We start from the raw sequence: 13,069 nt of genomic DNA on the forward strand, positions 1-13,069 counted from the left end.
CTTTGTTTTGAGGATGTTATATGACGAATGCGCTAACAAAAGAAATCGACAACATTCCTATGTTGCCGAGTGTGATAACGCAACTCTTATCTTTGTCTGTTAATGATCCTGACTATTTTAACAAAGTCATTCAGCTTGCAGAGTCTGATCCCACTTTCGCTCTTCGTACTATCAAGTTAAGCAACAGTGCATTGTTTGGCATTCATAATCCAATAACAAATATTCATGATGCGGTGATCCGTATTGGTATCGACCAAATTCATAATCTACTTGCTTCTATCGCGGTTACTAAAGTATTTGTGCCGGTGACAGATGCCGAAAAACGGTTATGGCAGCATTCTCTTGAAGTTGCGTGTTTGGCCCGACTTATAGCGAGTCATTTAAACGAATGCCATGTAAAACCTGAGCAAGCATATCTAGCAGGTTTACTGCATGACCTAGGGTTATTTTTACGCTTTCAAGAAAGTCAGGACAAGTTCAATCATATTGATGACTATGTGTGGACTACGCCTGCTCAGCATGTTGAATCAGAAAAGCGATTATTTGAAGAGCCACACGCACAATTATCTGAACAGATCTGCAAGCAATGGAATATACCCAAATCTATATCTGATGTAGTCGCTCATCATCATCACTATGAATTATCGGCGCATCATGAGTTAAATGAAGAAGCGGTTCATTTAGCTAGAATTATTCAACTTGCTGACTTATGCAGTGAAATGGTCTACCACATGAAGGGGGTGACAAAAAAGACTGTAGTGCAAGAAGTTAAACGTATTCCACCGTTGGCAGAATGGGCAAGAGCACACCTAAATTCTATTAAGGCACTTGATGATGGCAAAGCTGCTCTAGAGCATGCCCATAAATTATTTGCTGAGCTACTTCATTAATGGCTCTTAGCTGATTACACTAGCCACACAATAATTGTAATGAGTAAATATGATGTACCAAGGAAGTTGCCTGTGTGGCGCTATCAATGTCGAAGTTGGTCAAATCAGTGCTATTATTCACTGTCATTGTTCTTTATGTCGTAAATCGAGCGGTACTGCGTTTGCAACCAATGGCTTTGTGAACATCGATGAATTCAAAATAGTTAAAGGTGCTGATAACTTAAATTTCTTCGAGATGAAAACCGGCCGTAAACGTCACTTTTGTAAAGCTTGTGGTTCGCCAGTTTATAGCTCAAATGATGCCGATAAATCTCGCATCCGCCTGCGCCTTGGTATTCTTGATTCTGACATTTCAGAACGACCAATTTCCCATAACTTTGTTACATCAAAAGCGTGTTGGGATAGTCTAAATGAAGATTTACCCCAATACGAAGCCTACGAGCCAAACCGGCAATAAGAGTATCAGTATGGGTCAGATTGCTAGTCTTGGTTCTAGGTGATAAACCTCAGCAAGTAAGCTGAATCCCATTTGTTGGTATAGCGGAAGCCCTGCTTTTGAAGCTTGTAGCGTCATTAAACGAGTATCTTGACGCTTGGCAAAATCAACTAAGTGATGCATGAGGGTTTTTGCTATGCCTTGGCCTCTAAAATTAGGATCGACACCGACTTGATGCACGCCCATCACATCATCGCTTTGAAATGCGATGGCGGTGCCAGCTATTTTCCCGTCAACCTTATAAGAAAACAATGTCGCATTTGAGTTTGAGAGAAAAGGTAACAGAGCTTCTGGCGCGATGTTATAACCAAATGCGTTTGAACAAGCTTGAGCCCAAGAAGGTAAATCATCGGGTTGAGTAAGCACTTCAACTTGGCTTGACCCATTAAAGTGTGCCTCGTCCAAAGGCAAAACCATGGCTTGCAGTGACATTTTTACTTGCTCTGAACTATGCTCAGCAGGCTTTAAAATCGTCACTCTAGATTTTCCTGCGGGTATTGGGTGCGCTTTTTCTGAGTAATCTAAACCGAAGTCGGCCTGCCAAGCTTTATTCGGCCAATTGGTATGTATTTTGAGTTCTCGCTCGCTTTTTTGCTCCTTTATTTGCTCACTTTTTAGCTCAGGACTGTGCGCCATTGAAGACCAAAAGGCGTCTAAATTCTGTAAGTTTTTTGCAAGTTCTGAAGTCATGATCTTAGTCCCTGTTAATTAAAATAATACCGACGATGAGCAGTGCGCTGCCTAATAGTTTGCTACAGGTTATGAGTTTTTGTGGGCTTTCAAATAGTCCAAAATGGCTGATCAGCATGGCGATAACAAGCTGGCCAGTGAGGGCATAACTCATCATCATACCCGCACCCATTTTTGGTATTAACCAATACATTGCACCGACACCAATCACACTCAACGCGCAAGAAAACCATAAATACCAGGGCACACTTGTCAGCTGTATGTTACTAAAAGTGATTTGCAGCGTCTTAAACTGGCTGAGCACAATAAAGCTGGCGATAAGCGCAAAGCTTGCTAAAAACGCAAAACCTGTGGCTAGTAACGCACTGTTTAAGTGTACCCCGAGCCTTGCATTCATGGCTGCCTGAATAGCAATGCAGCCACCAGCAAAGATTGCCAGTATACCGAGCGAATTCATAATGTTACCACCAACTGCTCGGTTGTTTTTCGAAATTTAGGTCGAGTTGCAGTGCTGTCATTTTTACTACGAATACCAACAGGGCAAAGAATAGCGGCATTGAGCCCTTGTTTATCGAGCCCAAGTACTTGGTTGATACCTTGTGTATCAAATCCTGTCATAGGACCGGCATCAATTTGATTCATTGCTGCATAACTGAGGAGTTTACCTAGTGCGATGTAGCATTGTTGCTGCGCCCAAATACTTTGCTCTGCTGACGTTCTACTCAAAATGTCTTGTGAAATGATGTTTTTATATGCCGATAAGTTTTCAGCTTCTTTGCCTTGAGATGCCGCAAGTTCACTGATAAAAGTGTTGATAGTGTCAGCGGTGATCTCGGTATAATTTGCCAATACCAATAAATGTGAGCACTCAGCGACTTTGTTTTGCCCATAACTGAAAGGTAAGCAAGCATTCTTAAGTGCAGCACTTTCAACAATTAAAAGCTTGTAAGGTTGCAAACCATAAGCGCTGGCACTGAGTCTGACGCTCTCAGCTAAGCCATCAATCTGTGCTTGCGATAAAGTCTGGTTTGAAAATTCTTTTACAGCGTAGCGCCAGTTTAGTGCATTTAAATAGTTCATTGCTTTCATTCCTGCATGTGGTTGATGTGGTAAGTCTATGAAAGCTGAACTTTGAACGCCTTTACATATGTTGATAAAAGCAATTAATTATTTAAATCTTTTCTAATGCGACTGAGTTGGGTAGGCGTGATCCCTAGATAACTGGCAATGTGGTACTGAGGGAGTCTAGGCAAAATTGACTCGTACTTGTCTAAAAACATCAAATAGCGCTGTTTTGCTTCGTGTTGTAAGTATCCAATTTCTTTAGGCTCTTTCTCTAACAGCCAATGTTGCTCTAAATAGTTAATATGAAATGCCATAAGTTCATTATCAGCAAACAACTCACGGCGAAACTGTTTAAAATCTATGGTTATGATGTCACAGTCTTCAAGTGCTTCTATGGCTAAAAAGCTGGTTTCATTTTTTAGTAAGGCACTCATTGAGCCTGGAAAACGTCCTTCAGCAAAGAAGTTTTTATTAAATTCATTACCTTCTTCATCTATTAAATAAGCGCGCATCAGCCCTTTATGAATAAAGGCAAAACTACTTGGTATTTCACCAATGGCATATAAGGTTGTTCCTTTAGCGACATGTGTAAAGTGGCAGGCACTAAAGTAGCGTTTTAAAGCTTGATCTGATAATGGCGCGTATTGTTTAAGTATTTGTTCTAAATGGGTAAATGCAGCTTGCAATGAAGTAAACCTAGATAATGTAAAGGCTTTGACTATAACAACTAATAATAGAATAGGTAAGAATTAAGACAAAAGTGAAATTAAAATGAGGGGAGATTTGGAGGCCAGCGAACTGGCCATACTATAATTAGCGGTTCGAGTGTGACCACTTAGGGTTATAGTTTACGATTTCAGAGCAGATAGCGAAAACATAACCAACAGAAAGAATGGTATAGAAACAGACAAGCTCTGTAAGGCTTTTAGAAGTATTCATGATTTCCTCTTTGTTTTGTTTATTCGCTTATTAGTCTAATAATTAGAGTTCGAATTATCAAGGTTGTTTTTTGATCTTTTTGTTACAGGGTGGAATTAAGAGTTCTAATATTATGTGTTTTTGTTTTTAAATATCTGTTTTAATTAGGCTTTGATTCTTTCGCTATATGAGTTTCTTGTGTTTATAACTTTAATTTATATCCTTAATAAATAATTAGATATAAAAGTAAATTGGTTTTAAAACGAGAGTAGATCAGGATTTAGGTTAGTACTTCTTGTGGTTGTAGTTGAGGTTTTTGGCTTTAAGCTTCTGACTTTCTTTGTTTTTTTGTATTTCATTAAAGCTTAGGGTGTAAACCTTTTTATCTTGGCTAACAGTAGAAAAGTAATATGGGAAATACATACTGACAAGAATGCACTGATCCCAAGTGCGCCACCAAATCCTGTTAAGTGAGGGATGAGATACTCAAAAAACACAGTAAATAAAACCGCAGATAAACAGATGCTTTCAAGACCAAACCGAATAGGGGCACTCATGCCCACAAAAGTACTGCCAAAAAATACCAAGCTATAAAGTTCAGTATTCAAACCAACTAAGTAGAAAATACCATAGGCTAAAATCGATAAGCAGCTCGACGCACGTATGGCATCAAAGCGGTTTCGTTTTGCTACCAGGTAGGTTGAAATGGCGCCCAATAAAGAGATAAATAACAAATCAATCGCAATCGAATTTAGCATTACATCAATACCTGTCGAGTAAGTACAAATATAGCGACCGAGGTAAACGCAATTCCGCCAAGTCGTCCGCCAAAGCCACTGAACAGACGAATACTTGAAACATAAAGCAAAGTGCCGATAAAGCAAATGAGCGATAATGCCCACAAGCTTTCTATTAATTTGACAGAGCACATACCGGTGAAACAACCTGCATACAAGGTTGCATGGGGGTGGTGAGCGAGTTTTTCATTGCTCGGAATAAAGCTTGCAACAAATGCAGGAATACTTGCAGCTAAAACCACAGGAAACGCAAAAAAAGCGTGTAATAAAAAGCAAGCAAACGCGCCAATTGAGTAGGTGATTAATAGCGTTGAGCTAAAGTGAATTTTGTGAGAAATGAGTTCTTGCCTTATTTAATTGCGCGTTTAGTGTGTAATTTAACATTTGTTAAGTTGGTTATTTTATCGAATGCGGCATTAAAAAGCAGCCAGATATATTTTGTTTTGGCGTGGGGTAAATCGAAGTCAATAGCAATAAAAAGCAGCTTGTTTAATACAAGCTGCTTTAATGTCATCAAAAACGCGTTTGCGAGTTATTTATAAAGCAAACTTTATAAAGTTAGCAATACGACCAAAGTCACTAATCGTTGAAGGGTGACAGTCTAATTAGAATTGAAGTAACCTTTTATCTTTAATAGTACTTGCGTTGCTCGTATATCTAATATGAAATGGATAAAAGTCATATAACGACTTAAAAACTTATAGTTTTTAAGTGAATAACGAATAATTACATGGAATTGAATTGTAAGAATTGCCAAGCCCTGTTATCTGAAGACTCTAAGTTTTGTTCTCAATGTGGGCAAAGCATTAAATCAACCAAGCAACCACTTATTCCTTTTATAAAAGAGTCTGTGCATGAATTGTTAGACATTGATGGCAGGTTGTCTCGAACGCTTAAAACCCTTTGTACTAAACCGGGCTTGGCTTCATACGAGTATGATCAGGGAATGCGAGCTAAATATACGCCACCACTTAGGTTGTACTTGGTTTTCAGTGTGATCTTTTTCTTATTGTTTTCGACATTTCAACAGTTTTTTATTGTCGCAGAAGATTACTCGGCTTCGTCTTTAGATTTGTATTCTAAAGCGATGTTTATCTTGTTTCCCCTATTTGCATTCTACGTAAAAGCACTTTACCCAAGTAGTTACATGGTGAGTAATATTGTGTTTTCGTTACATATTCATACCATGAGCTACTTGGTCTTGATTTTAATAGGGCCACTTGAGGTATTAGAACAAAAGCACACAATTTTTCTAATTCTCCAACCACCTATCTTGTTATATGCTTTGTGGTACTTTTTAAAAGCATTTAAGACCATGTATCAGGGATCATGGTGGGTCACAATTTTAAAATCTGGTGTTATTTATTTGGTATATATGGCGACTATGGGTGTTATGTTTGATGTGGTGTTAAGCAAATAAAAGTTCCTGTCTAATTTTATCTAATCAAAAATACACTTCATATACTCTAAATAAGAAGCAGGGTTCCAACACTGCTTCTTAAAGTGGCTATTTTTGAAATGATTGCTTTAGGAAAGGTTACTTTAGAAAAGAAAGTACCGTTATCTTCGAGAAACCAATTTATAAAGCGCAGGTAACACCACTAAAGTTAGAAGTGTCGAGGTGATAATACCGCCGACGACGACTGTAGCCAGCGGCCTTTGTACTTCTGCACCTGTGCCGACATTCAGCGCCATGGGAAGAAACCCGAGACTGGCGACTAGGGCGGTCATCATTACTGGGCGCAGCCTTTGAAGCGCCCCTTGCTCGATTGCTTGGTATAAGTTTAAACCTTGTTCTCTGAGTTGCTTTATAAATGACAGCATGACCACGCCGTTTAGCACTGCGACGCCTGAGAGGGCGATAAAGCCGACTGCGGCAGAAATCGAGAAAGGCATGTCTCTGAGTACTAAAGCCAATACACCGCCTGTTAACGCCAATGGTACGCCACTGAAAATGACCAATGCATCTCTGATTGAATTAAACGCGCTATAAAGCAGCCCTAAAATCAATAATAAAGTCACAGGTACTACAATGCTGAGTCGCTGACTGGCTGATTCGAGTTGCTCAAAAGTCCCCCCATAATCAAGCCAATAACCTGCAGGAAGATTTAGTTCGCCATTCATAAGCGTTTTTGTTTCGCTGATAAAGCTGGCTAAATCTCGGTCATTAACGTTAGCTGTGACAATCACATTGCGTTTGCCGCTTTCACGGTTAATTTGATTCGGTCCTGTGGTTAACACGATATTGGCCACTTCCCCCAAAGGCACAAACGCCAGATCTGGGTTCTGACTTGCGGGCAAAGCCACAGGTAGTGATTTTAAGCCCTCTAAATCTTGTGACCATTGTTTATCTAGCCTGACTAAGAGTTTAAAGCGTTTGTCGCCCTCATAAATTAGGCCTGTTTCAACACCGCCGACTGCAGCGGCGAGGGTGTCTTGAATATCACTGACCGTTAAGCCGAGTAACGCCAAATGATCACGTTGTGGTTCAACCAATAAAGTCGGTAAGCCTGCCATTTGCTCTAAACGTACATCGGTGGCACCTTTGACATTTTTCAATAGCACCGTGGCCTTTTCACCATATTGTTTAAGTACACTTAAGTCATCGCCATAAATACGCAGTGCCACATCGGCGCGCACACCGGCGATTAATTCGTTAAAGCGCATTTCAATGGGCTGAGTAAACTCGTAGTTATTACCCGGTATGTCTGCGACTTTAGCTCTGAGTCGTGCAAGTACATCGGCTTTACTTTCATCAGGATTGGGCCATTCAGATTTAGGCTTTAAGATCATAAAGGTGTCTGCCACATTCGGCGGCATAGGATCGGTGGCGACATCCGGTGTGCCAATTTTTGAGAACACATGCGCTACTTCAGGCAGGGTTTTAATGGTGTTTTCAAGCGTTAATTGCATCTCAACCGATTGCTCTAACCCAGTGCCGGTGATCCGAAGCGCATGCATAGCAATATCGCCTTCGTCGAGTTTAGGTAAAAATTCAGCTCCGAGCTTTTGTGATTGCCAAGCGACAATTCCTACAAAAGTGAATGCCACGGCGACTAGCGCAACTGAGTGTTTTAAAGAGAAAGCGAGTAACGGCTGGTAAATGGCTTTTGCTGAGCGCATGACTCGATTTTCTTTTTCTTCAATTTTACCTTTAACGAAAATGGCAATGGCTGCAGGCACAAAGGTAATAGAAAAGATCAGCGCGCCGATTAACGCAGCAATCACGGTAAACGCCATTGGCTGGAACATTTTGCCCTCGATGCCTTCTAGAGCAAATAAGGGTAAATACACCAACATGATGATCAGCATGCCAAATGCGGCGGGATTAAAAACCTCTTTGGTACTGTGATACACAACGTCTAAGCGCTCTTTTAAAGTCAACAAGCGGCCGTGTTGGTGTTGGGCTAATCCCAAACGGCGCAGGGCATTTTCAACGACTATGACCGCGCCGTCGACAATCAAACCAAAATCTATGGCGCCTAAGCTCATTAAGTTACCCGATACGCGATTGCTTACCATGCCCGTCATGGCAAACAACATACTCAGTGGAATAACCAATGCGGTGATGAGCGCACCAGTGATGTTGCCAAGTAATAAAAACAAAATAACGATAACCAACACCGCACCCTCAAATAGGTTTTTCTCAATGGTGGCAATGGTTTTATCAACTAATGTTGTGCGGTCGTATACGGCTTCGACGATAACCCCTTTAGGCAAACTGGGTTGAATTGCTTGTAGTTTATCGGCCACGGCTTTGGCAACCACACGACTGTTTTCGCCCATCAACATCATGGCTGTGCCGAGTACCGCTTCTTCACCGCCATAACTGGCAGCGCCGGTTCGTAGCTCTTTTCCGTACGAGACTTTGCCTATGTCTTTAATACGAACAGGTGCATCGTCACGTCTTGCGACAACAAGTTGTTCAATGTCAGTCAGGGTTTTCAATTGCCCAGGGGATCGAACTAAATATTGCATGCCATTGCGCTCAATATAACCTGCGCCGCGATTGGCATTATTTTGCTCAAGCGCATTAACCACATCGGCAATAGTCAGTTTATACGCCAGTAGTTTGCTCGGCTCAGGGGCGACTTGATATTGCTTTTCAAACCCGCCGATACTGTTTATCTCTGTAATACCTTTAACTTTCATGAGTTGCGGTTTGATAACCCAGTCTTGCAAAGTGCGCAGATCTTCAGCGCTATAAGCCGAGCTATCGGGCTTTTTGGCACTGTCTTGTGCTCTAACAATATAGGTAAATATTTCCCCTAAGCCACTGGCAATAGGGCCCATACTGGGCTCTATGTTATTGGGCAATTCGCTGCGAACACTTTGTAGGCGCTCGCCAATTTGCTGTCTAGCCCAGTAAATATCGGTGCCTTCGTCAAAAATAACGGTGACTTGAGATAATCCATAACGCGACAATGAGCGTGTTGTTTCGAGGTTTGGTAACCCTGCCATGGCGTTTTCTATTAAATAGGTGATCCGTTGCTCGGTTTCTAACGGGGTGAAACCAGTGGCTTTGGTATTGATCTGCACCTGTACGTTGGTGATATCGGGGACCGCATCAATCGATAAACGTGTCATGTTATACACACCAAATGCGGCAACCAACAAAGTGGCAGCCATGACTAGCCAGCGACGCTTTACGGCAAAAGAAACTATAAAATCAATCATATCTGCTCCTTAGTGTGCGTGGCTTGCGCCGTTTTTAAGAATATCGGCTTTTAAGATGTAACTGTTTTCAGTGACATACTCTTCGCCCGCATTTAAGCCTTCAATGACCGACACCCATTCGCGGTTGGCTTCACCAAGTGTTACATGGCGTGCCTCAAAGCGGTTTGCGGTTTTAACAAACACCACGTTTTCGTCTTCTAAGCTTTGAATGGCGGTTTGTTTCACTCTTAATTGGCTTGTAAGCTCTGCCGTTTTTACATCAGCTTTCACATGCATGCCCGGTCGCCAGTGTCCGTCACGGTTGTTTATCACCACTCTTGCCCGAGCGATGTGTCCGCCTGTCATCATAGGGGCGATATACGAGACCTTGCCTGAGGTGTTTAAGTGTTGGTGTAAATCGTAAATAGCTGCGCTTTGACCGATTTGGAGTTTTTCGATGTTTTCAGGAAATGCCGACAGCTCAACCCACACTTGCTTAAGATTAATGATGGTCAGTAAGGTTTGATCTAACGCCAGTTGCCCCTGCGCAATTAAACGCTCAGTGACTTCACCATCGGCAGGGCTCTTGATGATATAACTTTGTAACGTTTGGCGATTTTGTACTTTGAGTAACGGCTGGTTTTTTGTCACTCGATCACCAATTTCTACAAATACTTTTTCAACAATGCCCTGATAAGGGGCCATGATGGTGAAAGTGTTGTCTATGGTTGGCGCAACCACGCCAAACAAGGTGTCGTGTTGGCTTATTGTGCCATTGCTCGCACGTTCGGTTTTTATGCCATTGGCTAGAATGGCTTGCTCGTTGAGCACCACCACATTTTCTTCATCATCATGTTGTGGTTGTTTCTGTACTGAAGTCGGCTTTTCATCGTGATCATGTCCTTCGCCAGCAAAAACCATAGCACTATGAGTCATTCCAAGCGTTGAAAAAGCGAATGTTAACGCGATAGTCGATAGTTTTAATGATTTCATAGTGTGTTGCTCCATAGCGAAGAAGTTGCAGTTTGATTAGAGAGAGGTGATTGAGAATGAGCGTTATTCAGTGCTGATAGTGAGGTGTTGCCTATCAAGCGCTGTAACATAAGGTGTGAATTAAACAGTGATATTTGTGTTTCTATGATTGCTTGCTCGGTATTGAAACGCTCTTTTTGCGCATCTAACAGTTGCAACACTGAGATCTGGCCAAGACGATAGCTGTCTAAACTTTGTGAGATTAAAGTTTTTGCCAAAGGGAGTAATTGGCTTTGCAACTGCAAGAGCCTGCGTTGTTGGTTTTGTGCTTGATTGTAGGTTTGGCTGATCTGTTGTTTAAGAGATTGACGAATTAATTGCTGCTGCTCACTTAATAAGTCGATTTGCGCACGTGCCGCTTTAATATTGCCTTGTTGTGGATTGCTGAGTTGCAGAGGCATCGCTGCTTCAAACAGCAGTGAAGCACTGTTGCTGGCATTATCAAATCTGACTCCTGTGCCCAAAGTAAGATCTGCTACCGAATTTGCGGAAGCCAATTGCATAGTTGCTTGTTCGGCTAGCACTTGTTGTGAAATAAGTTGAATTTCAGGGGCCATATCAATGGCGTTATGTAAGTCAGCTAAATTTGGCAGGCTCAGTTCTGTTTTCACATTGCCGTTAGCGTCTCTGCGTGTCGGCAGTAGTTCTAGAACGTTACTGAAGTCAGTTTCACCTAACCAAAACTGGGCTAGGCGCAGTTTTGCTGTTGTAAATTCACTTTCAAGTTGTTGCTGCTCGAGCTCTAATGTCCCGTATTCAAACTGCATTCGAGCCACATCGGCATTCGATACCGCACCTGCCGCTGCGCGTTGTTTAATGGTATTAAGCGCGGCCGATACCGTACTTTGCTGCGTTTGACTTAACGCGATTAAGCTTTGTAAGCGCATCACCTGATAATATTGCGCGGTGGCATTAGCAAATACATCGAGTTGCGTGAGTTGATATTCGGTCTGAAATTGCACCAGTTTGCTATCTTGCACCGCAATACGCCGCTGTTTTTTATCACCACGTTCAAACAGTTGGCTAATAAGTAAAGTGCCTTCTACACCACTGACACCTTTTGCTTCGTTACTGCCGAATGCATTTTCTAGCGAGAAGCTTAATTCAGGGTTAGGCGATAAACCCGCTTGTAAGCGGTTCGCTTCGATAACTGCTGCTTTTTCTTTGTAAAGTTGCAAACTAGGGTGGTTTGCTTGTGTGCGTTGTAGCACAGTTTTTAGGCTAAGCGGCGTTTGCTCGGCCCACACAGGTTGTGGCATACAAACAGCCAAACCCATGATCAAAAATGAGATCTTTTTCATGTTTATTACTCAATTTATTAAAATTCTGTATGAAAATTAACAGTCGAGCGCACACTGGATGATAGCTAGAAGCTAGAAGCTAGAAGCTAGAAGCTAGAAGCTAGAAGCTAGAAGCTAAAAGCTAGAAACTAGAAGCTAGAAGCTAGAAGCTAGAAGCTAGAAGCTAGAAGCTAGAAGCTAGAAGCTAGAAGCTAAAAGCTAGAAACTAGAAGCTAGAAGCTAGAAGCTAGAAGCTAGAAGCTAGAAGCTAGAAGCTAAAAGCTAGAAACTAGAAGCTAGAAGCTAGAAGCTAAAAGCTAGAAGCTAAAAGCTAGAAGCTAGAAGCTAAAAGCTAAAAGCTAAAGCCCATAGCTATGAGTCATCAGTAAAAAATGATGAAATGTGTGCGCTAGGCGTGATTGAGTAAACTCGGAGGCGGTACTAAAGGCGGGTAACTTTTGCTTTGATAAGCTGGGTTGTAACTGCAGATTTGTTCGCTATAAGCCAGTACATTTTGCACTTTAACGCTATTGCCGCTGTGACAAGTGTGATGGTTATGAATGTCAGCGTGGAAAATCTGAGAGCCGTCATCGGCTTGATCGAAATGAGGTGATTTAACTAACTCATGTACATGGACAGGGTCATCATGACTATTATCGGCATGAAAAGGCGCGCGGTCACAGTTTAATAAACTGTGCAGCAAGACCAATACAAAAATGTATGCGATGCGCGATTTCAACATGACTAATCTATAAACCAATAATTTAAATGAGTTTAACTATTTCACACGAATAAAAAGTGCGTTAGTGTAAGGCCACTATAAAGCTTCCAGTAACAGGAAGGTCAACATGAAAATTGCCGAACTTTCAAAATTAACTCAGGTGACCAGTAAAACCATTCGCTATTACGAAGAGATTGGTTTATTACCAGAGCCAGCACGTGCCGACAACGGTTATCGCGTTTATCAGCAAGAGGATGTTGAGCGATTATCGTTTATTCGCCGTTGTAGAGATTTACAAATTCCTCTTGAAGAGATTAAAAAAGTACTTGGTTGCGATCATGGCAATGCCTGCGAAGGGCACAATAATCATGTTGATGACTTAATTGCTGCGCAATTAGAGCGAGTTAAAAAAGCCAAAATTGAACTTGAAGCGTTAGAGCAAACCTTAACGGGCTTGCTCGAAGGCTGCGATGACGCAAATTCGAGTCAGTGCAATATCTTACAGAACTTGCGAGCTCACTAAG

The 13,069-nt window shown here is 41.7% G+C and carries 15 protein-coding genes; 4 read left to right on the forward strand and 11 right to left on the reverse strand.

From position 1 onward, the window contains the following. The first annotated feature begins 20 nt into the window (after positions 1 to 20). On the forward strand, positions 21 to 890 hold the full coding sequence (locus AAEU28_RS14650; protein ID WP_421964810.1) for an HDOD domain-containing protein: 870 nt from the start codon (positions 21 to 23) through the stop codon (positions 888 to 890). A gap of 52 nt (positions 891 to 942) precedes the next feature. After that, on the forward strand, positions 943 to 1,347 hold the full coding sequence (locus AAEU28_RS14655) for a GFA family protein (RefSeq protein WP_421964845.1): 405 nt from the start codon (positions 943 to 945) through the stop codon (positions 1,345 to 1,347). 15 nt (positions 1,348 to 1,362) lie between these two features. Here the strand turns inward: AAEU28_RS14655 and AAEU28_RS14660 are convergent, their stop codons facing one another. The 7 genes from AAEU28_RS14660 to AAEU28_RS14690 all read right to left on the reverse strand — a co-directional run bounded on the left by AAEU28_RS14660 (position 1,363) and on the right by AAEU28_RS14690 (position 5,098). Further along, a complete protein-coding gene (locus AAEU28_RS14660) occupies positions 1,363 to 2,076 on the reverse strand; it encodes a GNAT family N-acetyltransferase (RefSeq protein ID WP_421964811.1) in 714 nt (237 codons plus the stop codon). 4 nt (positions 2,077 to 2,080) lie between these two features. Further along, positions 2,081 to 2,533, reverse strand: a complete 453-nt coding sequence (locus tag AAEU28_RS14665) for a DMT family transporter (RefSeq protein ID WP_421964812.1) — start codon at positions 2,531 to 2,533, stop codon at positions 2,081 to 2,083. Beyond that, the gene (locus AAEU28_RS14670; protein ID WP_421964813.1) at positions 2,530 to 3,156 is read right to left on the reverse strand and encodes a nitroreductase family protein; all 627 of its coding nucleotides are present in this window, start codon (positions 3,154 to 3,156) and stop codon (positions 2,530 to 2,532) included. Before AAEU28_RS14670 ends, AAEU28_RS14665 begins: the two co-directional genes overlap by 4 nt. Before the next feature lie 83 nt (positions 3,157 to 3,239). Beyond that, positions 3,240 to 3,827 (reverse strand): Crp/Fnr family transcriptional regulator, encoded by a 588-nt coding sequence (locus AAEU28_RS14675; RefSeq protein ID WP_421964814.1) that lies wholly within the window; start codon positions 3,825 to 3,827, stop codon positions 3,240 to 3,242. 127 nt (positions 3,828 to 3,954) lie between these two features. Further along, complete coding sequence (locus AAEU28_RS14680; RefSeq protein ID WP_257720524.1) at positions 3,955 to 4,080, reverse strand: hypothetical protein; 126 nt, start codon at positions 4,078 to 4,080, stop codon at positions 3,955 to 3,957. 344 nt (positions 4,081 to 4,424) lie between these two features. Next, complete coding sequence (locus tag AAEU28_RS14685) at positions 4,425 to 4,805, reverse strand: hypothetical protein (protein ID WP_421964846.1); 381 nt, start codon at positions 4,803 to 4,805, stop codon at positions 4,425 to 4,427. A gap of 11 nt (positions 4,806 to 4,816) precedes the next feature. Then, a complete protein-coding gene (locus tag AAEU28_RS14690; protein ID WP_421964815.1) occupies positions 4,817 to 5,098 on the reverse strand; it encodes a hypothetical protein in 282 nt (93 codons plus the stop codon). Between the two features lie 488 nt (positions 5,099 to 5,586). Here AAEU28_RS14690 and AAEU28_RS14695 point away from each other — a divergent pair, with 488 nt between their 5' ends. Continuing rightward, the gene (locus tag AAEU28_RS14695; RefSeq protein WP_421964816.1) at positions 5,587 to 6,276 is read left to right on the forward strand and encodes a DUF3667 domain-containing protein; all 690 of its coding nucleotides are present in this window, start codon (positions 5,587 to 5,589) and stop codon (positions 6,274 to 6,276) included. 140 nt (positions 6,277 to 6,416) lie between these two features. Here AAEU28_RS14695 and AAEU28_RS14700 read toward each other — a convergent pair whose 3' ends face one another. From AAEU28_RS14700 to AAEU28_RS14715, 4 genes are all read right to left on the reverse strand, one after another. Continuing rightward, positions 6,417 to 9,533 (reverse strand): efflux RND transporter permease subunit, encoded by a 3,117-nt coding sequence (locus AAEU28_RS14700; RefSeq protein ID WP_421964817.1) that lies wholly within the window; start codon positions 9,531 to 9,533, stop codon positions 6,417 to 6,419. 9 nt (positions 9,534 to 9,542) lie between these two features. Beyond that, positions 9,543 to 10,505, reverse strand: coding sequence for an efflux RND transporter periplasmic adaptor subunit (locus AAEU28_RS14705; RefSeq protein WP_421964818.1), 963 nt, complete (start codon positions 10,503 to 10,505; stop codon positions 9,543 to 9,545). Further along, positions 10,502 to 11,845, reverse strand: coding sequence for a TolC family protein (locus AAEU28_RS14710; protein ID WP_421964819.1), 1,344 nt, complete (start codon positions 11,843 to 11,845; stop codon positions 10,502 to 10,504). Before AAEU28_RS14710 ends, AAEU28_RS14705 begins: the two co-directional genes overlap by 4 nt. A gap of 388 nt (positions 11,846 to 12,233) precedes the next feature. Beyond that, positions 12,234 to 12,566: a hypothetical protein gene (locus tag AAEU28_RS14715; RefSeq protein WP_421964820.1), complete on the reverse strand. Its 333-nt coding sequence runs from the start codon at positions 12,564 to 12,566 to the stop codon at positions 12,234 to 12,236. A 106-nt stretch (positions 12,567 to 12,672) separates the two neighbouring features. Here AAEU28_RS14715 and AAEU28_RS14720 point away from each other — a divergent pair, with 106 nt between their 5' ends. Next, the gene (locus AAEU28_RS14720) at positions 12,673 to 13,068 is read left to right on the forward strand and encodes a MerR family transcriptional regulator (protein ID WP_421964821.1); all 396 of its coding nucleotides are present in this window, start codon (positions 12,673 to 12,675) and stop codon (positions 13,066 to 13,068) included. The last annotated feature ends 1 nt before the right edge of the window (position 13,069 follow it).

Source organism: Pseudoalteromonas sp. SS15, from assembly GCF_049257195.1.
Taxonomy (GTDB): Bacteria; Pseudomonadota; Gammaproteobacteria; order Enterobacterales; family Alteromonadaceae; genus Pseudoalteromonas.

Excerpts from the sequence above, each read along its gene's own strand:
- AAEU28_RS14670 (WP_421964813.1), bottom strand. The coding sequence starts at position 3,156 with ATGAACTATTTAAATGCACTAAACTGGCGCTACGCTGTAAAAGAATTT.
- AAEU28_RS14700 (WP_421964817.1), bottom strand. The coding sequence starts at position 9,533 with ATGATTGATTTTATAGTTTCTTTTGCCGTAAAGCGTCGCTGGCTAGTC.
- AAEU28_RS14705 (WP_421964818.1), bottom strand. The coding sequence starts at position 10,505 with ATGAAATCATTAAAACTATCGACTATCGCGTTAACATTCGCTTTTTCA.
- AAEU28_RS14655 (WP_421964845.1), top strand. The coding sequence starts at position 943 with ATGTACCAAGGAAGTTGCCTGTGTGGCGCTATCAATGTCGAAGTTGGT.
- AAEU28_RS14715 (WP_421964820.1), bottom strand. The coding sequence starts at position 12,566 with ATGTTGAAATCGCGCATCGCATACATTTTTGTATTGGTCTTGCTGCAC.
- AAEU28_RS14665 (WP_421964812.1), bottom strand. The coding sequence starts at position 2,533 with ATGAATTCGCTCGGTATACTGGCAATCTTTGCTGGTGGCTGCATTGCT.
- AAEU28_RS14695 (WP_421964816.1), top strand. The coding sequence starts at position 5,587 with ATGGAATTGAATTGTAAGAATTGCCAAGCCCTGTTATCTGAAGACTCT.
- AAEU28_RS14710 (WP_421964819.1), bottom strand. The coding sequence starts at position 11,845 with ATGAAAAAGATCTCATTTTTGATCATGGGTTTGGCTGTTTGTATGCCA.
- AAEU28_RS14650 (WP_421964810.1), top strand. The coding sequence starts at position 21 with ATGACGAATGCGCTAACAAAAGAAATCGACAACATTCCTATGTTGCCG.
- AAEU28_RS14680 (WP_257720524.1), bottom strand. The coding sequence starts at position 4,080 with ATGAATACTTCTAAAAGCCTTACAGAGCTTGTCTGTTTCTATACCATT.
- AAEU28_RS14720 (WP_421964821.1), top strand. The coding sequence starts at position 12,673 with ATGAAAATTGCCGAACTTTCAAAATTAACTCAGGTGACCAGTAAAACC.
- AAEU28_RS14660 (WP_421964811.1), bottom strand. The coding sequence starts at position 2,076 with ATGACTTCAGAACTTGCAAAAAACTTACAGAATTTAGACGCCTTTTGG.